Below are 19,258 nucleotides of genomic sequence, written 5' to 3' on the forward strand. Positions count from 1 at the left end.
ATGAATACTGGCGATATTGTTGAGCTAGAGGGCTGGCTGGTTATTATTGATTATAAGCTTTTACTCATGCCAGAGAACTATTCAGAAAGTTATGAAAATGGTGAAAAAATTGAGATGTCTAACCCTGAAATAATGTTTTCTGTGATGGATGAAATCCTTCCGTTGGCCGGAGGAAAGAGCTTTATATTTCATAAGTCTAAGGTTTCAGGGGGCTTGATAGATCTTTCGCCCGATGAAGATTAAGCCAACAGCTTTATCTGTAGAGGAGAGAGGGAGTGGTTTTATTTCTATTGATATTGAGGGTGATGTTGAAAAACATAAAGCTCGGTACGAAGATTTCCTTAAGAAGAGACAGAATGTTAAGTCCGGTGACTGGCTAGATTACTTGTAGGTGCAAAAGGGGTAGGCAGTAACTCTACGGGAAAACTGATTTGTGATGCCGCAACATAATCTTGGGTCTCGCCTGGCGGGTTAGTTTATGGTCAAGGCTCGGCACACGGGAACCGAGTGTTGCACGTTCTGGATCATACTGTTCCCAATCCCTCCAAGCCGGTTCACTCACTTTTCAGCGTGGACCGAAAACAGGTTATTGGACTTGTTGATCAAGCGTGGGCCTCGCGGGTTGGGCCTGGTACGCTACAAGCCAACGGCAACCGTGTATGGGTTGTCGACATGGGGCGACAAGTCGGAACGAGCGGACAAGCCTCGATTCAGATTGTGGTTCGCGATGGAACAACGCAAGTTATTACGGCTTTCCCGAAATGAAACTCTGTCCCTTCTGTCTGCAAGATGTTGTTTGGCGCGTTCGACTTAAAACTATGCCCGAGCACCGTTTCTTAATGTGCTTCGAGTGCGATTCAGTATGGCTTGAGGATCAGCCCGTTTCCGATCTGGTAGGAGCGGTTTTTGACAGGCACATGCAATCACTTGGGCTCGCACCGGATTGGAAAGACATCGAGAAGCTCGACTCCTTAGAGTGATCTTGCTCATCCAATGGTGCAAAAGGGACGGGCACAGGAAAGGCGCCATACACCTCGACTGTCTCAACGGATGCTGAGGCTGGTAAGCCGTATGCCCACCCCGTAAAGGAGGCTGGTGCAAAAGCGATGGTCGGAGATGCACAGAGAGTAGATCCGAAATCCTTGATTGGGAGACAAGGGCGAGATGAGATCTCTGGGTCACAAGTAAAGCGATTTACTAAGGACATGAAGGCTAATGTGTATGATGAAAATCATCCTGTCGATGCGGCTAAAGTGGACGGGAAGTTGATTATCCTTGATGGCCACCATCGCGCGGAGGCTGCTTCAAAAGCTGGGATCAAAGACGTGCCAGTCAATGTTCATAGCGTGACTAAGGAAGAGGCAGATCAACTAATGCGAGAAGCGGCTGAAGCTCGGGTGAGATATTAGTTTATGAGGCAATTCGTATGAACGATGTACTTTTTTTTGTAGAGCTTCAGTGCCGATTGTTTTTTGCGTTCGCAGAGCTACATCCCAACGCAAAGGATTTGAAATGGCTTCTCGACTTTCCTCAGAGTGGAGAAATGATAGTTGATGGTGTCCAGTGGAGATTTGTTAAGCATGGTGCAGGATTGCGTTTTGAGAAAACGTCATGCGAGCCGCATTGGGTTGTGGACGTACATAAGTTCTTTGGTGAACCCAAAAGAATCGATGAATGGCGGCTAATTAAGTTTCTAGAGTCGTGTGGGAAATGTGTAGATAGGAGAAAAATTTCATCATTGTTAATCGAAATGTGCGCGGAAGGTCATTTGATTGATCACGGTAGCGGGCAGTACTTTTTTGTCGGGTAGTTGTAGGTGCAAAAGGGCCTCACGGGACTACGGTTGCTGAGGAAGTGTCTGGTATCAGGAGTTTAGGTGATCCTGATGCAGGACAACTAAATATTGATCGTATTCGGCCTGTTAATGGTCGTAGTCCGATAAATTCACAGAAGTACGCAAACACCGAAATTCCTTTGGGCGATTTACCTGCGGAAATTGCTCAAAAATACCCGAAAAGTGTTCATTTTTCTGGAGCTGGATATCCTGATTTCACGCCCTATGCCGTGAAGAAAGTACGGATCGATCTGACAGGGAGCCGTGATCGAGACTTTAAATTGGCTAACCAATCTTCCGGTTATAAACGTACACCTGATGATTTTACTTGGCATCATCACCAAGAGTCTGGTTTGATGCAATTAATTCCGTCATCATCTACATGATGCTGTGCGCCATACTGGTGGCGTGGCAACCTCTGGAATAAAATCGTGTAAGTAGGGAGTTTTATTGAGATGATTGAAATAATAGAGCCCGGAAATTCCATCTCTGATGACGCCATGAAATTGCTTGAGAGCTTTATTGGGGTGACCTTGCCTAGAGAATATTATCTATTCTTATCTCGTAGTGGAGGAGGTTACCCTGAACCAGATAGTTTCCGTTTTATGGGTAATGAGGATGGGTCATCTGTTCAACGATTTTACGGTTTGAATAGAAGTGATACATATGATTTTGTCAGAAATCTGAACTTGTATAGAAAGCGTATTCCCGAAGGTTTTATTGCAATTGCTTGTGACCCTGGAGGTAACCAAATTTGCTTTGGTATTAAAGGGGAGCATAGAGGTAAGGTCTATTTTTGGGATCATGAATTAGAAAATTGTGATGAGGCAGAGCCAGACGACTCAAATATGACCCTCGTGTCGAATAGCTTTTCTGATTTTTTGGATGGGCTATTTGAGCTTGATTTATAAGGGAAGAGGACAGGGTTATTTAATAGCTGAAATATAGGGGTCAGACCAGAATGGCACTTACTTAACCTTCTTCGGATGCCCATTCTTGCGTACGTCAGCCCTTGCCGCCCCTCGTGCCTGCATCAGCATGGGGTATGGCTTGGGCCTTCGTTTTACAGCGCGGGGCTCGATTCTACCGGGTCGATTTCCAACACGTTTTCGGGCAATCAACTTGAGCAAGTTCAACACCTCGTCGTCTCGTTCTCCCGCTCCGTAATGCCTCAACGCAAGGCATAGCTGAAGGCTATATTTGAAGCTCAGCTCTCTCGGTAAACAATCCGCCAATAGCGCCGATTGGGCCATGATCATCCGAATCAGATTGTGCGCCAACAGATACACCCATAACTCTTTGACGGCCCTACCAGGCGTCTTGCAACTCAGCGTTTCAAGCCCCAGCGTTGTCTTGAGGTTGCGCAGTTCCAACTCAACATGCCAACGGTCCTTGTACAGAGATTTCAGCCCAGCCTTGGGCGCTTGCTGTGGGCAGTTCAAGGTGGTCACCAGTATTTTTCACCGGTTTTTAGTTCACGCACTGTCAGTGTTTCAGGCGCATCGTCGTAATAAGTTTGGCTCATCCAAGCAGGTCGATTCTTAGGTTTTGTCAGCTCAACCAAATGATCTTCCGGCCCCAGCGATTGCCCGAGCCGAAAGTCGGTACTGCGCCGCCTAGCGCCATATTGTTCGAACACGCCGTCGATCCCGCGACGCTGCAGTTCACACAGCAAAAAGTACGTTGCGTAGTAGGCATCGCCCAACACAATGTCGCCTTGATTCAGAGTGTCAAGCATCGTCCTGAGTAGCGTCTGTTCATCGCCACCTTTGCCTCGAAAACGTCCCAGCGAGGCATCTAAAACAGCACCGCTGGCCAGGCAAATGATCCCTACCAAACGGCAGATGGGGAAACCCAGCCCTGCTTTCTGACCTCGCGATTGCGGATAGGCAGCTTGGTTGGCCGCAGTGTCTGGCAGCGTCACCGTGGTGCCATCTACGAGCCGCACCGGGCGCCCCATCCAGCGCCAGGAGGGTGACGCGTTGTTACTCATCGATGATCCCGTGGAGCGCAACAACGTTGAAACCATCTCTACCGGTAACCGCGCCCGTGCTTTGCAATAAGCGCCGGTGTACACGCTGCCGGGGCTTAGCCCATCGCAGCAACGTTTGATCGAAAAATCATTCACGGCCTTCTGACAAGAACGGTCGGCATTCATGGCTTGGGCCAGAAACATCGACAGTGTTTCAGTCGGCGGGAACAACCGTTGGCGATGCTTGGGCGTCACTGACTCGACACGCTGTAGCAGTTCCGGATCGGCTAGCAGCTTAAAGAACGCATGGGCATTGCTGTTTTTGGTGTGCTGCTGAATGCGCTGCTGTTGATGCCTGACGATTTGGCGTCTACGATTCACGCGGGCTGTCCTTGTTCTCGTGGTGTGTGTTTGCAACTATCACCGTAGACCAAGGACGGCCTTTTTTCATTTTTTTGTAGTCATATCAGCTGGTTAGCTGTTAAGTAAGTGCCATTCGGGACGGATTTATTTGATTATGTTCGACCCGATAAATTTGTTCCTTTTCTGCTATGAATCTAAGTGGTGTTTATGGATATTTTGAGTAAAGAGTGTATTGCCACTGTCACGCTGTTTGACTTGAAAGTGTCAGAAGGTGAACTGATGGTGTTTGCTGATTGCCTAAAAATTGTCATGGAGAACTATAGCGATTCTGAGATTGCCGATATGACAGTTTGCGAGTCGAAGGAGGAGCTTTCTTACTTTCTTGCAGGTGTCACTGAGGTATTGAAAGAGATGGTGAGGCAGGATTACTTACCTGATCGGTTCAAATCCTAGCCTGTGCGTGAGAGGGCAATACCCAAGTAAAGTTTAACGTGGACTCATGTGGGAGCAGGCAAGCCAGCCCCCACAGTTTTTGCCGTGTTCAGGCAGGCGTTTTTGCGGGGTTCAGGCACTCAATAGAGCGGTCCACGGTGGTCTTGGCCATTTCCAGCAAATGCCACACCGCCAGAATCTTCGCCCGCTCGGGGTTAGGCAGTTGCTCACTGCAGTTGAGTGTCGTGGCCGAAGCGCTGTCGAGCAAGCTGGAAGTGTAGAGCAGGGCGTCTTCGAAGCTCAGGTCTTCGATTTGAACACCTTGGGTCGGCAGGTAATGGTCGATGGCGCGGTTGAAGGCGGCGCGGTCTTTGGTGGCATTGCGGGGTGGATCGGGGACGATTTTTTTCATTGTTTAGTACCTGTCTGATCAAGGAGCCGAAACTCTTCGCGACTAAACGAGGGTGGCGGCTGTACGCAGGTTAGTCGACCGGTCAGAACAGGAACCCGGCGCGCCCGAAGACGCCCTGCGCACAGCCACCATAACTTCTGGGGGACCATGCGCCTGTTCTGAAACCGAGCGACTAAACCCGATCACTGATGAGCAGTGACGGATCGCAGACTAGCCATCGATTCCAACAGGCACAAGGCGGCAGAGATTGTCTAGGAAACGTCCTGCAATTTAAAGCGACACGCCCTGCTGGCCCTTTACAAACCATGACCCAATGCCACTAATCAGATCGTTCCTACGCTCTGCGTGGGAATGCCACCTGGGACGCTCCGCGTCCCGCCAGCCAGCGCACGTTTCGAATTCTGCGTACCGGTGACGCAGAGCGTCACGGGAGGCATTCCCACGCGGGAGCGTGGGAACGATCTGAGCGTGTGGGCGCTATACAAAACTCCAAGGCTCTAAAGTTGTTGTGGTGAACGGCTTTTTTGTAGGCGCTTCTTCCTTGCGATGTAGGCAACTTCCCAAATGTTACTCAGCCCTCCGGTGCTTGTGTCCGGGGCGTATTCGCTTGCTTATATTTCGACGCCATCTTCATTGCATCCAGGGATGTGAGGCATGGCGCAGGGCTATATCAATGAACGCACGGCGGACTACCAAAGTTTGAAGTTCCGGTTGATGGGCTGTGCCCCGAGTCGGCAACGGTCTGATCATTTCGACGTGCTGAACCGGCACCTGCGTCATGGGCTGGTGACGTCGGGGCAGTTGGTGATTGTCCCCGATCTCTACAGCGTGACCTGTTCGATCGAAGAGGCCTGGCTGATGCGCCAGGCCGAGGCGATTCGTCGGGAGCTGGGCACTGGCGCCGGCACCCAAGTGGTCAACAATTATGACCTGCTGCAAAGTTTTCTGGGGTACGGCTCGTTGGGTGTGGGCAGCGCGACATCGGCGTGGGCGCGGCACCTGGATGAGGTGGCGCATACGCTGGAAGAGATTGAGCGGCTGCATCAGCGCCTGAAAAACGGTGGTTTGGACCGTGAGGCGTTTTTTCGCCAGCGCAAGGCGTTGTTTGGCGTGCTGGACACCCAATTGCAAGGTGCGGCGCGATTTGGCACGGGGCTGGGAGCCAATCAGGCGCTGAAGAAGGTGTTGGGGATTTCAACCAAGAGCTATCTGCATAAGGGTGAAATCGCCGGGTACGCGCAGCGGATACGGAACATTGCGCAGATGTCGAAGTGGTTGGGGAAGGGGACGTATGTCGGGTTGGTACTGGACGTGGGCGTGGGAGGGTTGGAGATCAAGGAGGCGTGTGTGCAGGGGCGGGAGGCGCAGTGTCGGCGGGCGAAGTACGTGGAGACAGGGAAGTTGATGGGCGGCGTGGCGGGGGCTTATGGGGGAGGGAAGCTGGGGGCGAACTTAGTCCGTCGCGGCTGTGAGGTTTTTTTGGGCATCGCGGCTAAAGGAAACGGTGCGCTGGCCTGCGCAGTGATCGGCGGTGCTGCGGGAGGGTATGCAGCGGGTAATGCAGCTGGCGCTCTCGGTGCGTTTCTGGGCGGACAGATCGTAGAGATCGACGGTGATCTGATCTTTCAACCAGAGGGCGCTTAAGCATGAATTTTCAACTCATTCTGGCAATCTTTTTAGCTGCAGGGGCGCTGATTTTCGCAGGGCTGACTTTATACGCTGAGTACACAAAGCTCGAAGCGCTGGAAAGCTACTTCAGCGAGAACAAGGTGGTCTGCGATCACAAACGTTTTTGGGGCAGAAATCAGCGCATCGACAGGTTTCATCGCATGCTTCTGATCACTGAACTGTTGGGTATGCCTAAGTTTCACATCAAAAGAAGGGAGGTGACCGAGGCTGAACTGGCGTCCGTCCCCCTGTCCCTCAAGCGTTGGGCGTTGTGGCCGTATCATTTTGGGATGGTATGGGCTGCGGGCTTAGTCCTCTGGACTTATTTGTATGGCTGGTAGCCTGTCCCGCCAGCCCACGCACGTTTTGAATTCGGCGTATGGGTGACGCAGAGCGTCACGGGCGCCATTCCCACGCGGAGCGTGGGAACTATCTGCGATCCAGGCCTTAACGCATATGCAGAATAATCGGGCTGCTGCTCGCCGGGTCGGTGTGCCCGCGCAGCGTGTTCACCGCCGCTGCATCGACTGCACCGCCGTTGTTGCCCCACGTACCACGCACGTAAGTCAGCACCTGCGCGATTTCCGCATCCGACAATTGCTCCCTAAACGCCGGCATACGGTAGGCGTCCGGTACACCCGCCGTCACGATCCGTTGTGAGCCATTAAGCGTGATGTTGATCGCCGAGGCGCTTTCCTTGGCCAGTGCTGAGGTGGCGCCCGCCAGCGGTGGCATCCACTCCGGCTGGCCCTTGCCGTCCAGGCCATGGCAGGACGCGCAACGGGTTGCGTAGGTGTGGGCACCAGGGGCGTCCGCGCGGGCGGTGGCCGCCTGATACTGCCACGGCGAACCGTCGCGCTGCGGGTCGCCGGGCAGGGACTTGAGGTAGCGGGCGATGGCGTTCAAATCCTCATCGCTCATGAACTGCGTGGAGTTATTGAACGCCTCGGTCATCGAGCCATACACCACCGCATGCTGGTTGCGCCCGGTCTTGAGGAACCGCACGATCTCGTCCTCGCTCCAGCGCCCCAACCCGGTGTTGTGGTCCTGGCGCAAGCTCGGTGCATACCAGCCATCGAGCAGAGCGCCAGCCAGGTAGGGCGCGCCGGACTCGTCCAGTGCCTTCTCGTTGAAGGCCAGGCCGCGCGGCGTGTGGCAACTGCCGCAGTGGCCGGGGCCTTGGACGATATAGGCGCCACGGTTCCACAGCGCGTCCTGGGCGGGTTTGGCCGCGTAGGTGGCGTTGGGTGCGAACACGCCGTTCCACAGGGCGATAGGCCAGCGCATATTCAGCGGCCAGGGAATGCTGCTTTCGATGTTGGGCTGATTGGCCGGCTCCACGCCCTTCATGAAAAACGCGTACAGCGCACGCATGTCGTCATCGCTGAGCTTGGCGTAAGACGGGTAGGGCATGGCCGGGTAAAGCCTGCGCCCGCCCGGCGCGACGCCGTGGCGCACCGCACGGTCGAAGTCGGCCGCGGTGTAGGCGCCGATGCCGGTGTTGCGGTCGGGCGTGATGTTGGTGGCGTGAATCGCGCCCAACGGCGTGGCCATTTCCAGGCCGCCAGCGAACGGCGTCTTGCCCGGCAAACTGTGGCAGGCCACGCAGTCGCTGACGCGGGCGACGTACTCGCCGCGGCTGACCAGTGCCGGGTCCGCTTTGGCGGCGGGTTGTTGCTCAAAAGGCGAGGCGGGCTGGCGGGTCACGTACCAGGCCAGTACGCCTGCTGCGACCGCGCCGGCCAGCACCAGCCAGCCTGCGGTTCTTGCGAATCGGCGGTTGTTCATGCGCGTTCCTTGTCGGTCAGGCGAAAGTGTATCGGCTCAAAGGCAGGCTGCGGATGCGCTGGCCCGTCAGGTGCGCCACCGCATTGGCCACGGCCGGCGCCACGGCAGGCAGTGGTGGTTCACCGATACCGCCCATTTTTTCGCCACTCTCGACGATCTTCACGTGCACCTGCGCCATTCGCGACATAGGCAGGATCGGGTACAGGTCGTAGTTGCGCGCCCGTGGTTTGCCGTCGACGTACACCGCTTCCTCCAGCAAGGTTTGCGACAAGCCCAGTGCTACGGCGCCATTGACCTGCGCTTCGATGATCGCCGGGTTGACGATGCTGCCCGGGTCGATGGCTTCCCAGATGTGGTGCACCTTGACCTGGCCGTTTTCGATCGACACTTCGGCAACCACGGCAGCGTGGGAGCCGAACGGTGACGCCATGGCCACGCCACGCGCGCGGCGGCTGCCGTCTTCTGCGGTGTAGGGGCCACGCTTCCAGCCGCCGGACAACTCGCCCACCGCTTGCAGCAGGGTGGTCAGCCGCTTGTTGTCGCGTAGCAAGTGCAGGCGTAGCTCGTACGGGTCGTGCCCACCTTTGTCGGCCAGTTCATCGAGGAACGCTTCGTAGAAGAAGTCATTCAGCGAATTGCCCACCGAACGCCAGTAGCCGAGCATGGTCGGGCCTTTGACGTAGATCTGCGCGATACGCTTGTTGGGGATCGCGTAGCTTTTGCCCGACAGCCCTTCGAGGGCCGTGGGGTCGATTTTGTCGCCCTGTTTGCCGGCAATGGCTTCGCTGGGGCCTTCGGTGGCGCTCACGGCTTCAATCGCCAGCGGGAACCCTTGGGCGTCCAGCGCCGCGCGGAACTTGACCACGGCGACCGGGCGGAGCACGTCGCGCAGGAACTCTTCCTCACGGCTCCAGATCAGCTTGACCGGGCGGCCGACGGCCTTGGCCAGCGCGATGGCCTGCGGGTAAGGGTTGGCCGAGTCATACAAAAAGTGTCGGCCGAAAAAGCCGCCCAGCAGAGGTGAATGCAGGGTGATCTTCGCCGGGTCGAGGCCGGTGCGCTTGGCCATGTCGGCGCGGAACATATCCGGCGCTTGGTTGGGCAGCCAGACCTCCAGCGTGCCGTCGGGGTTGAAGCGTGCCAATGCTGACGGCGGCTCCAACTGGGCGTGGTTGACGTACTGGTTATGGTAGGTGGCTTCGACCTTGGTTTTGGCGTTTGCCAGCGCACCGGCTACATCGCCTTCGTTTTCATCGTCGCGGGCCGGGCCTTGCTGGGCGGCGAGGAAGTCGCGGTATTTGTCGCTGGAGAAATCCGCCGGCATCGCGCGTAGGGTCGAGTCCGCAGCGGCTTCCAGCCATTCCACTTGTAGGGCTTCCACCGCGCGCTTGGCGTGCCACCAGCGTTCGGCCACCACGGCCACGGCGCCGGGCAGTTGATGCACCGAGTGCACGCCTTTCATGGCTTCGACCTGCGCCTGGTTACGCAGGCTGCCCACGGTCATGCCCAGGCGTGGCGCATGCTGGACGGCGGCGTGGAGCATGCCGTCGACTTTGATGTCGATGCTGTATTGCGCCTTGCCGGTGGATTTGTCGTAGGCATCCAGGCGTTTCACCGGCTTGCCGATCCAGCGGAACTGGCTCGGGTCGCGCAAGGTGATGGTGGCCGGATCGGGCACCGGCATGTCCAGGGCACGCCCGGCCAATTCACCATAGCCCAGCGAGCGGCCGGACGCGGCATGCACCACCCGGCCGGGTTGGGTGGTCAACTGCGCCACTGGTACACCGAGCTGCTCGGCGCCGGCCTGCAGCAGCATCGCGCGGGCCAGGGCGCCGAGGCGGCGCATGGTTGGGTAGCTCATGCGCACCGACATGCTGCCGCCGGTGATGCGCATACCGTTTTCCATCACCACATACGCCTCGCCGGGCGGCGCGGCCTCGACGATGAAGGTGGCGGGGTCGGCGTCCAGTTCTTCACCGACAATCTGCGCCATCGCGGTGTGGGTGCCTTGCCCGCCTTCCATGAAGGGGCTGAGCAGGCGCACGCTGCCGTCGGGGCGGATCTCCAGAAATGCCGGCACCTGGGTGCCGCGTTCTGCCGGGTTGGCCGTGGCGGCGTAAACCCTGGCCGAGCCCAGTGGCAGGCCAAAGCCGATCACCAGCGCGCCCACGGCGGTACTGGCCAGGAAGTGTCGGCGCGACAGGTTGACCGGTTCGCTCAGGGGCGCGTCGAAGAATGCCTTGGGCGTGCTCATCAGACGCGCTCCTTGGCCAAATCATGCACGGCGGTGCGGATCGCGTTGTAGGTGCCGCAGCGGCACAGGTTGATCATCGCCGCTTCAATCTGCGCATCGCTGGGCGCCGGGGTGTGCTTGAGCAGCGCGGTGGCGGCCATCACCTGGCCGGACTGGCAGTAACCGCACTGCGCCACTTGATGCTCGACCCAGGCCGCGACCACGCGCTTGCCCACGTCATCGGCTTCAATCGCCTCGATGGTAGTGATCTCGCGGCCGACCACGCCTGCCACCGGCGTCACGCAGGAGCGCACCACGTTGCCGTCCACCAGCACCGAGCAGGCGCCGCATTGGGCCAGGCCGCACCCGTATTTAGTGCCGGTCAGCCCCAGGTCATCGCGGATTACCCAGAGTAACGGTGTGTCCGCGTCGGCATCGACCTCGTAGGCCTTTTGGTTGATACGTAATTGCATGGTTCACCTGCTGATCAACGGTTGGTGTGGCTTTTCTTATAAGTGCCAGGCGATTGGTCGCCCATCGTTGAACTCTAGACCACGCGGCAAGGCCTATCTATCCAATCGCCGGAAAGTCCGGAGGATTAGGCAAGTATTCAACAGGATTGCACCACAGCTTCTGGCCTACGGACTTGTAGTCCTTTACTGATCTACGCCCGCGCGCTGCACTTTTTTTCATTCTTCTGATCTATCCCTGTCACGACCACGCCCATTCTGCGCGTGGACAGCAGCCAGACCCGGTGCCGATGGATCGAACGTTAATTGCTTTTATCACCCGATGGCCGCTGCTGATGGCGGCGGTGTTTGTGCTCTGTGCGAGCGGCTGCAGCCAGCAGGCAGGCCGCGATATCGCCAAGCAGTTCAGCGAGGGCAAACCCGACGAATTTTTTCAAACCAGCGTCGATCGCATGGCGACCTTAAGCATGCGCGCCAACCTGCAAAGCCTGTACCTGCTGATGAACAAGCTCTACTTGCGCAACCCCAGCCAGTGGCGGCAATCGGGTTACACGGATGCGGTGAGTGCTGCGCGGGAGATTCGCCAGGCCATCGAAAACCGTCAACCCTTGCCTGCGCTGGGGGACCGGCGTGACTTGGCGGCATTGAGCTATTCGTTGAGCCCGGAGTTTCGCGGCGACCGGGTCGGCGCGTTTATCTATGCCATCGGCAGCATGCTCGTGACGGCCCACGGTGGCCGCACCCAGTTTTATATCACCGACTCGATCAACCCGCAGTTTGTCAGCAACGCCGCGCGCAATATCGAGAAAGCCACCTGGCTGCTCAGCCAACGCCAGGACGCTAATGGCGTATTGCTGCTGTTTTCCAATGAGATCTCGGAGGAGGGCAGCAACTTAAGTTTTGCCGTTGAGTTCGGCAAAGTGGTCGCGCGCCTGGACCTGCTCGCGCAGATGCTTGATGAGCGTTACCGGCGTGTCGCACTGAATTACGCGCAGAGCTTGCTGCTGATGAATTTCCTGCCGGTGCAGTAAGCGTTTATGCCGGTTGGCGCCAGCCGACAGCCAGCACGCCGCCGATAAACAGCGGCGAGGCACCGTAGGCTTTGTAGTACAGCTGCACATCAAATGGCGCAAAAAAGGCAATCAGCGCGTTGACGATGGCCAGGCCGATAAACAGCAGTGAAAGGTGCAGGGTGAAGGTTCGCCATTGCGCCGGTGAGCGTTGCAACTGCCCGCCGAACACGCCGCGCAGCAGATTGACGCGGCATCCCACTTCCAGGGCCACGAGCAGCAGCGCGAATAAGCCGTACACGACTGTCGGTTGGACCCGCAGGAAACCTTCGCTGGGAAACACGAATAGACGCAGCGCCAGGCCGAGCAGCACGGCAAACAGCGAATACACAACAAGCGTGCGCCATAGAAGGCTGAAGGCCAGGGAAATTCGCTGCTTTGTCGTCGTCATGCGGTACATCCTGGTGGTCAAAAAGCCGCAAGTGTAACCCTTCGAGCGCGCGCCATGCCCCGACTGATCTGAATGGGCAAAACACATTGTGTTTAAGCCAGTACGGCGTTTCTCTCTCTTATGTAGGAAGTGGCCTATCTTGCCTTCCTCTGCTTGAAACACCTCCCGGTCGGCCATAGCCTCGGACTTTTCCTAATGATGAGTGCCTGACTTGGGTAAGCAAAAAACGGTTTGGCCTACTGAACGCGAAATTCGCCTGCGATTTATCCTGTTTGCCGTGATCGACGTGGCGAGTGCTCAAGGCGTCCCCGCCGAGGTGCTATTGCCCGCACACAAACTGCTACGCGACGCGCCCACCGAGGCGCAGCTGCTTGAAACGCTCGCCGATATTCTGGCGTGCGATGAGATGCTTGGGTTCAGGTTCCCAGCGGGAACGGAGGCGGATGATTTAATGTGCGCGTTGGAACGTGGGGCCGATACGACGAAGGGCGTGGTTTTTTAAACACTGTTTAGATCGTTTATTTCCTTACGGTTGGTCTCAAGACCTGAATCGCATATCCACAGCGACGTTTATCGGCATAAACAAGAGTGTTTAGACGTCGTAGCAACGCTCCGTCCGTCATCACAGCCTGCGCAGCTGTTCTGATTAACTAAGCTTGCCCCCGAACAGCCATTTTTGCTGCTCTGCCGCCGTCTTGCGCCGCTGCCCGGCGTCTCTAGAATCGGCGCCAGACCTTAGCCATTTGCTGTCGATTACGGAGTTTCGAACATGATGAATGCAATGCAGATGCCGATGAACACCTCCATGCCAATGATGCCGATGATGGGCATGCCGATGATGATGGCCACCCTGCAATGTGAAATGGCCGGCGGCGCCATGATGTGCACCATGAAGCCTGCGGCCGGGATGGACATGGCTCAGTTCAAGACCAACGCCGAAATGATGGCGATGATGATGAACTGCGGTATGCCGATGATGATGCAGTGCGCCAACATGACCATGATGTGCATGTCGGCCGACGCCATGAAAATGATGACTGACATGAACATGCCGATGATGGCCATGGGCATGTCGATGCCGATGATGAAGTGCATGATGGAATGCACCCTGATGGGCGACAGCCTGCAGTGCAAAATGATGCCGATGCCTGGCATGAGCATGGCCATGATGGAAAACTGCTGCATGCTGATGAACAAGCTGATGAACAAGCTGATGAACGACTGCGCGATGCCGATGATGATGAGCTGCAACGGCATGCCGATGATGTGCTGCACTTGCTGATAGATCCCGCAGCATAAAAAACGCCCCGATGATTCGGGGCGTTTTGCATTCAGTCCAGACGTTCCGGGTAGGTGATCACCAGGAACGCCACCGCCTCACTGTCTGCCGGGTTGCGGTAGCGGTGGGGCTGGTCGGCGTAGAACAGAATCGAGTCGCCGGTGGACAGCAGGTAGCGCTCATCGTTGACGCTGACTTCCAGCACACCTTGGGCCACCACCAGGTTTTCCTGGATGCCGGGGCCATGGCCTTCGGACACTTCTTCGCCGAGGGCCCGCAGGCGTATTTCATAGAATTCAGATTGGCGTGCCGTGTCGTAGGGGAACAACGCACGGCTGACGAACGCGCCGTTGGCACTCACCAGGCGTTTGCTCTGTTGCGCCGGCAACACCTCGACACCTTCAAAGGCACGGTCTTCCAGAAAGGCCGCCACCGACACCTTCAAACCCTTGGCGATTTTGCACAGCACCTTGATCGACGGCACGCTGCGGCCGGATTCGATCTGCGCCAGCATCGCCCGGCTGACGCCGCAGGCACGCGCCAGGCCGTCCAAGGAGAGGTGGCGTTTGCTGCGTAGGCGTTGCAGGTTCTGCGCGACACACAGGCTGGTGTCGTCATCATCAAGGCCGGGCTTTGGAAGGGGTTCGGGCGGTTCGGCAAGCACGTGTAGGAAATTTATCGGCGTTACGCCCGGCGCGTATCACTGGACGGCGCCGCCTGTACGGTAAACACCGCAAGCCCGGCACGCGCCGCGTACATCGCCCACATCAACTCGGCCGCTGCACGTGCCTGGCGGCGTTTACGGTGGAGGGTGAAGTCGATGACGGTGGCGGATGTTTGCATGGGGGCGATCTCTTGGGGCCTGGTTGGCCCACGTAAATGACTCAATGGCTCCACAGTAATGTGTAGCGGTTATTTCTTTAAATACTGAGTTTGCATGTGTTAATTCGTTTTTGGACTTAAAAAAACGCGTCGGACGCTGTTGTGGGAAGGGGCTGGTCCGTTAATCAGGCGTGACCTGGCAGGCCTGCCTGGCTTCCCATCACTGTTCGTGTGATGGCCGCCCACTTGGTCTGTGCCTGTCACGCCCCCGAATTCGAAGGACTTGCCCATGCTGTTGCGTCAACCTCCGCTGCTTTTTGCCACCCTGACCTTGAGTTCGCTGGTGCACGCCGACGCACTGCAACTGGCGCCGGTCGAGGTCACCGGCAGCGAAGCCAGCGCAGGTGAAGTGGCCCAGGCGCAACTCAAGAGCGTGCCCGGCGGCACTCACTACATCGACATGAACAGCGTGCAGCAGGGCCGGGTCAGCACCAACGAGGATGTGTTCAAGTACCAGGCCGGGGTGTACGCCAAGGCGGCCAACAATGAAGGCGTGAAACTCTCGATCCGCGGTTCGGGCTTGAACCGCAGCCCGGGTTCCCACGCCTCTGGCTTGTATGAAATGTTCGACGGTTTGCCGCTCACCGGCCCCGGCGGTACGCCGTATGAACTCAAAGACCCGCTGTGGCAAAGCCGCGTCGAGGTGCTGCGCGGCGCCAACGGCTTTGATCAGGGCGCGCTGGCCTTGGGTGGCGCGGTCAACTACGTGACGCGCACCGGCTACGACGCGCCCACGCTGCAAGTACGTTACGACGTGGGCAGTCGCGGTTATGCCCAGCGCGAGATCAGCTCCGGGCAGGTGCTGGGCGATGCCGACTACTACATCAGCCTCACCGGCTCGGAGTCCGACGGCTACCAGCACCAGAGCGCCGGCACGGGCAAGGGCGTGGCGGCCAACTTCGGCTACCGTTTCAACCCGGACCTGGAGACGCGGTTCTATTTGCGTTACCGCGAAACCACCAACGACACGCCCGGCAAGCTGACGCGTTACCAGATCAGCCACACGCCAACGGCCGCCAACAGCCTTAACGCCGCCCGTGATTCCAAACGCCTGCAGCCAGGCTCCACGTGGATCGCCAACAAGACCACCTTGCAGTTGGATGACAATGCCCGCGTCGAGGTTGGGCTGGCCTATCACGACTACCCGATGGACTTGCGCGAGGGCACCAACCGCCTGAAAGTCGCCTACACCGATATCAGCGGCACCCTGAATTACATCCGCCAGGACACCGTGTTCGGCCACGACAGTAAAACCACGGTTGGCCTGCGCACCACCCAGGCGATGCCGAATAACGGTGCCTCGGAATATGTGCGCGTGCCTTCCACTGATCCCACAAAGTATTACGCGCCCGGCACCAAGACCCGCGATTACAGCTATCTCGGCTCGGACACCGTGCTGCATATCGGCAACGATCTGGAGTTGGTACCGGACTTATGGCTGACCACCGGCCTGGCCGCGATCTACACCCGCCGCGAAACCCAGGTCACTTACCCCGAAGGGCAGGCGCCGCTCAGCCAACATGATTGGGACTACGCCCCGCGTATCGGCCTGCGCTATGACTTCACCCCGCAATTGCAGGTGTACGGCAACCTCAGCCGCTCGGTCGAGCCGCCGCATGCGTGGTCGATGATTTGGGGTTCCAACAAGTACTTTTCGAGTGGTCCGGCTAACGGCTTAGCGCGTGAAGGCGTGAGCCTGCGCAACCAAACCGCTACCACCCTGGAGTTCGGCGGGCGAGGCGAGCAGTGGTTCGGCCAGTGGGACCTGGCGCTGTACCGCTCCGAAGTGCGCCACGAATTGCTCACGGTGGAAACCCAGGCAGCAACGATCAATAGCAGCGCGATCATCGCCGAAGCCAACGCCAGCCCCACGGTGCACCAAGGCGTAGAATTGAGCGTGCTCAGCCCACTCTGGGACGGCGGTCGCAACGGTCAGTTGGCCCTGCGCCAGGCCTACACCTACAGCGACTTCCACTATCGCGACGACGAGCGTTTCGGCGACAACACCTTACCGGGCATCCCCAAGCACTACTACCAGGCGCAACTGCGCTACAGCCACCCGACGGGTTTCTACACCAGCCTCAACACCGAGCATTCATCCCGCGTGGCGGTGGACTACGCCAACACCTACTACGCGGCGGCCTACACCACCCTCGGCGCCACCTTTGGCTACGACGCGCCCAAGCAGGACTGGCAAGCCTGGGTCGACGTGCGCAACCTCACCAACCGTCGCTACGCCAACACCGTCACACCGGGTTACGACGACAAGGGCCTGGATATGGCGCGGTCCACACCGGCAGACGGGCGGGGCATCTACACCGGCGTGTCGTGGCGCTGGCGTTAAGCAACACCTGTATGACCCGCTCGCCACAGGAAGCCCGCTCGGAACAGGAGGCCCACTTGCCACAACAGCTCCCACTCGCCACAACCACTGGCGTGTAACGCCCAAAAAAACACCACGGGTGCAGACCTGCCGCGCTAAGTCAGCTTTCGTGCTGCCGCAGGCGCTTGTACAGCGTATTGCGGCTGACGCCCAGTTCCCGCGCCAAGTGGGAAATGTTCCCGCCCGCCGCCTTCAGGCGTTGCGTCAGGTCGATGCCATCCTCGAGAAACTCGCTGGCAGGCAATGGCGCCGTCACCTTCAAGTCCACGAAAAAATCATCCGGCAAATGCTCCGGGCGCACCGGCTGCTCCTCGGCCATCGCCAGCGCCACCTGCAACACGCTGCTTACCTGGCGCAAATTCCCCGGCCACGGGTGCTGCTCGAACAACGCCAGCACCTCGCTGCTCAGCCCGGCCCATTGGGTCGGTTCGCGGTGCTGCTGCCACAACTGCTGGAACAGCGCCTGTTTGTCGGTACGTTCACGCAGCGGCGGCAGCTCCAGGGTCAGGCCGCCGATGCGGTAATACAAATCCTCGCGAAAGCGCCCGGCCTGTACCCATTCGCGTAGCGCGCGGTTGGTGGCGGAGATGATCCGCAAGTCCACCGGGAACAGCTCGCTGCTGCCCACCGGTTGCACGCAGCGTTCCTGCAGCACGCGCAGCAGGCGGGCCTGGGTCGGCAGCGGCATATCGCCGATCTCATCCAGGAACAGCGTGCCTTTGTCTGCCTTGCGGATCAGGCCGATGCTGCCTTTCTGATTGGCGCCGGTGAAGGCGCCTTTTTCATAGCCGAACAGTTCCGATTCGACCAATTCCGCCGGAATCGCCGCACAGTTCACCGCGATAAACGCCTGCGCGCTGCGCGAGCTGGCCTGGTGCAGGGCTTTGACAAACACCTCTTTGCCGACGCCGGTCTCCCCGTGAATCAGCAGCGGAATGTCCTTTTCCAGCAGGCGCACGGCCTGACGCACGGCTTTTTCCACGCGCACATCGCCAAAATGCAGGGTGTTGAGGCCGATCGACGTCGGTTTTGCGGGGGCCGTTTTGCTGAGCTTGGGCTCACTGAACACGCGCGCCTGCACCGGCATTTTCTTCGGCCGCTTCAATAAACACTGAAACCGATTGCGTCCCGCCGCTTGCAGCGAGAACGGCATGCCTTCCGGCTGATTCAACAGCTCCAGCAGCGACACCTTGAACAAACTGTCGATCAGCACCCGCGACAGGCAAATGCCCAGCAAATTATCCGCGCGACGGTTGGCCGACAGCACTTGGCCGCTCTCGTCAAAAATCAGCAAACCCGCCCATTGGCTGTCGAGGTTGTTCAGGCCGGTGTTGAAGGTCAGTTGGAAGTGCTCGCCGCGAAACAGGTTGAGGATCAGCCGGTTTTCCACGGTCTGGCTCATCATCTTGACCATGCCCAAGGTGTGGGAGGGCGGCAGGTAGCTGTCGCTGGACACGTCCAGCACCGCGATGATTTCGCGCTGGGCATCGAAGATCGGCGCCGCCGAGCCGGTCATGAAGCGGTTGGCCTTGAGGAAGTGTTCGTCATGCTCGATATGCACCGCCTGCGCGCAGGCGAGCGCGGTGCCGATCGCGTTGGTGCCGCTGCTGCGCTCCTGCCAACTGGCGCCGGCACTGAAACCGCGCGCCAGTTTCGGCTCGATAAACCGCTGCGTGCCCCACGAAGTCAGGACCTGGCCCTGGTTGTCGGCCAGCATGATCAGGCAGTTGGAATTGCTCAGGATGTTTTCGTAGTAGGGCAGCACTTCCTGATGGGTGGTCTGTACCAGTGAATGCTGGCTTTCCAATAACTGGCTGATGCCCTCGGCGGGCAGTTGGTCGAAGCTGGGCGTGCTCTGGTGGTCCAGGCCAAATGCGCGGCAACGCCGCCAGGACTCCTGGATAAGGGTGTCGTGAGCCAAGGGTTCGGCCATGGGGCGACCTTCATTTTTATTGTTGTGGGGTCAATCTGCTGGAGGAGCAGTTTTAAACAGGTGGGAGCGGGCAAGCCCGCTCCCACCTTTAGATCTGTGTCGCCCATCAATTGTTGTTCACAACTGTTCATTGTCAACCCCGCGCCTG

General features: G+C 58.1%; 20 protein-coding genes and 1 pseudogene. 12 read left to right on the top strand and 9 right to left on the bottom strand.

The window, feature by feature from the left end:
• From K0P33_RS12805 to K0P33_RS12825, 5 genes are all read left to right on the top strand, one after another.
• Nucleotides 1-243: a hypothetical protein gene (locus K0P33_RS12805; protein WP_242155525.1), complete on the top strand. Its 243-nt coding sequence runs from the start codon at nucleotides 1-3 to the stop codon at nucleotides 241-243.
• A gap of 863 nt (nucleotides 244-1,106) precedes the next feature.
• Nucleotides 1,107-1,409: a ParB/RepB/Spo0J family partition protein gene (locus tag K0P33_RS12810; RefSeq protein ID WP_277933791.1), complete on the top strand. Its 303-nt coding sequence runs from the start codon at nucleotides 1,107-1,109 to the stop codon at nucleotides 1,407-1,409.
• 17 nt (nucleotides 1,410-1,426) lie between these two features.
• Nucleotides 1,427-1,810, top strand: coding sequence for a hypothetical protein (locus K0P33_RS12815; protein ID WP_242155529.1), 384 nt, complete (start codon nucleotides 1,427-1,429; stop codon nucleotides 1,808-1,810).
• Nucleotides 1,811-1,854: 44 nt separating this feature from the next.
• The gene (locus K0P33_RS12820) at nucleotides 1,855-2,220 is read left to right on the top strand and encodes an HNH endonuclease (protein WP_242155531.1); all 366 of its coding nucleotides are present in this window, start codon (nucleotides 1,855-1,857) and stop codon (nucleotides 2,218-2,220) included.
• Nucleotides 2,221-2,289: 69 nt separating this feature from the next.
• A complete protein-coding gene (locus K0P33_RS12825; protein ID WP_242155540.1) occupies nucleotides 2,290-2,745 on the top strand; it encodes an SMI1/KNR4 family protein in 456 nt (151 codons plus the stop codon).
• A gap of 57 nt (nucleotides 2,746-2,802) precedes the next feature.
• Here the strand turns inward: K0P33_RS12825 and K0P33_RS12830 are convergent.
• A pseudogene (locus K0P33_RS12830) lies at nucleotides 2,803-4,187 on the bottom strand (IS4 family transposase).
• Between the two features lie 189 nt (nucleotides 4,188-4,376).
• Here K0P33_RS12830 and K0P33_RS12835 point away from each other — a divergent pair.
• Nucleotides 4,377-4,622, top strand: coding sequence for a hypothetical protein (locus K0P33_RS12835; RefSeq protein WP_083359004.1), 246 nt, complete (start codon nucleotides 4,377-4,379; stop codon nucleotides 4,620-4,622).
• An 88-nt stretch (nucleotides 4,623-4,710) separates the two neighbouring features.
• On the opposite strand, the gene K0P33_RS12840 is transcribed toward K0P33_RS12835, so the two are convergent.
• Entirely contained in the window at nucleotides 4,711-5,013 is a 303-nt protein-coding gene (locus tag K0P33_RS12840; RefSeq protein WP_242155542.1) for a hypothetical protein, read from the bottom strand.
• Nucleotides 5,014-5,667: 654 nt separating this feature from the next.
• Between K0P33_RS12840 and K0P33_RS12845 the strand changes: the two genes are divergently transcribed.
• Nucleotides 5,668-6,657 carry a hypothetical protein gene (locus K0P33_RS12845; protein WP_242155544.1) on the top strand — a complete coding sequence of 330 codons (990 nt, stop codon included), beginning with the start codon at nucleotides 5,668-5,670 and terminating at the stop codon, nucleotides 6,655-6,657.
• Between the two features lie 2 nt (nucleotides 6,658-6,659).
• Entirely contained in the window at nucleotides 6,660-7,022 is a 363-nt protein-coding gene (locus K0P33_RS12850) for a hypothetical protein (RefSeq protein WP_094951515.1), read from the top strand.
• Between the two features lie 106 nt (nucleotides 7,023-7,128).
• On the opposite strand, the gene K0P33_RS12855 is transcribed toward K0P33_RS12850, so the two are convergent.
• From K0P33_RS12855 to K0P33_RS12865, 3 genes are read right to left on the bottom strand one after another with little or no spacing between them, the layout of a single operon-like run.
• On the bottom strand, nucleotides 7,129-8,469 hold the full coding sequence (locus K0P33_RS12855; RefSeq protein ID WP_242155546.1) for a cytochrome c: 1,341 nt from the start codon (nucleotides 8,467-8,469) through the stop codon (nucleotides 7,129-7,131).
• 16 nt (nucleotides 8,470-8,485) lie between these two features.
• Nucleotides 8,486-10,723, bottom strand: a complete 2,238-nt coding sequence (locus K0P33_RS12860; RefSeq protein WP_242155548.1) for a xanthine dehydrogenase family protein molybdopterin-binding subunit — start codon at nucleotides 10,721-10,723, stop codon at nucleotides 8,486-8,488.
• Nucleotides 10,723-11,175 carry a (2Fe-2S)-binding protein gene (locus K0P33_RS12865; RefSeq protein ID WP_094951512.1) on the bottom strand — a complete coding sequence of 151 codons (453 nt, stop codon included), beginning with the start codon at nucleotides 11,173-11,175 and terminating at the stop codon, nucleotides 10,723-10,725. Before K0P33_RS12865 ends, K0P33_RS12860 begins: the two co-directional genes overlap by 1 nt.
• A 287-nt stretch (nucleotides 11,176-11,462) precedes the next feature.
• Between K0P33_RS12865 and K0P33_RS12870 the strand changes: the two genes are divergently transcribed.
• The gene (locus K0P33_RS12870) at nucleotides 11,463-12,203 is read left to right on the top strand and encodes a hypothetical protein (RefSeq protein ID WP_094951511.1); all 741 of its coding nucleotides are present in this window, start codon (nucleotides 11,463-11,465) and stop codon (nucleotides 12,201-12,203) included.
• Nucleotides 12,204-12,207: 4 nt separating this feature from the next.
• Here K0P33_RS12870 and K0P33_RS12875 read toward each other — a convergent pair whose 3' ends face one another.
• Nucleotides 12,208-12,633, bottom strand: a complete 426-nt coding sequence (locus K0P33_RS12875; RefSeq protein WP_176462954.1) for a septation protein IspZ — start codon at nucleotides 12,631-12,633, stop codon at nucleotides 12,208-12,210.
• A 211-nt stretch (nucleotides 12,634-12,844) separates the two neighbouring features.
• Here K0P33_RS12875 and K0P33_RS12880 point away from each other — a divergent pair, with 211 nt between their 5' ends.
• Together K0P33_RS12880 and K0P33_RS12885 are read left to right on the top strand one after the other, a co-directional pair.
• Entirely contained in the window at nucleotides 12,845-13,135 is a 291-nt protein-coding gene (locus tag K0P33_RS12880) for a hypothetical protein (RefSeq protein ID WP_094951509.1), read from the top strand.
• A 267-nt stretch (nucleotides 13,136-13,402) separates the two neighbouring features.
• Nucleotides 13,403-13,915 carry a hypothetical protein gene (locus K0P33_RS12885; protein WP_242155550.1) on the top strand — a complete coding sequence of 171 codons (513 nt, stop codon included), beginning with the start codon at nucleotides 13,403-13,405 and terminating at the stop codon, nucleotides 13,913-13,915.
• Nucleotides 13,916-13,964: 49 nt separating this feature from the next.
• Here the strand turns inward: K0P33_RS12885 and K0P33_RS12890 are convergent, their stop codons facing one another.
• Nucleotides 13,965-14,516: an XRE family transcriptional regulator gene (locus K0P33_RS12890; RefSeq protein WP_176462956.1), complete on the bottom strand. Its 552-nt coding sequence runs from the start codon at nucleotides 14,514-14,516 to the stop codon at nucleotides 13,965-13,967.
• A gap of 80 nt (nucleotides 14,517-14,596) precedes the next feature.
• Nucleotides 14,597-14,755, bottom strand: coding sequence for a hypothetical protein (locus tag K0P33_RS12895; protein WP_176462952.1), 159 nt, complete (start codon nucleotides 14,753-14,755; stop codon nucleotides 14,597-14,599).
• Between the two features lie 268 nt (nucleotides 14,756-15,023).
• Here K0P33_RS12895 and K0P33_RS12900 point away from each other — a divergent pair, with 268 nt between their 5' ends.
• Nucleotides 15,024-17,138 carry a TonB-dependent receptor gene (locus tag K0P33_RS12900; RefSeq protein WP_242155551.1) on the top strand — a complete coding sequence of 705 codons (2,115 nt, stop codon included), beginning with the start codon at nucleotides 15,024-15,026 and terminating at the stop codon, nucleotides 17,136-17,138.
• Nucleotides 17,139-17,277: 139 nt separating this feature from the next.
• Here the strand turns inward: K0P33_RS12900 and K0P33_RS12905 are convergent, their stop codons facing one another.
• Entirely contained in the window at nucleotides 17,278-19,110 is a 1,833-nt protein-coding gene (locus K0P33_RS12905; protein WP_242155552.1) for a sigma-54-dependent Fis family transcriptional regulator, read from the bottom strand.
• Nucleotides 19,111-19,258 lie beyond the last annotated feature (148 nt).

Origin of the sequence: Pseudomonas sp. ArH3a, from assembly GCF_022648765.1 — a bacterium.
Taxonomy (GTDB): domain Bacteria; phylum Pseudomonadota; class Gammaproteobacteria; order Pseudomonadales; family Pseudomonadaceae; genus Aquipseudomonas.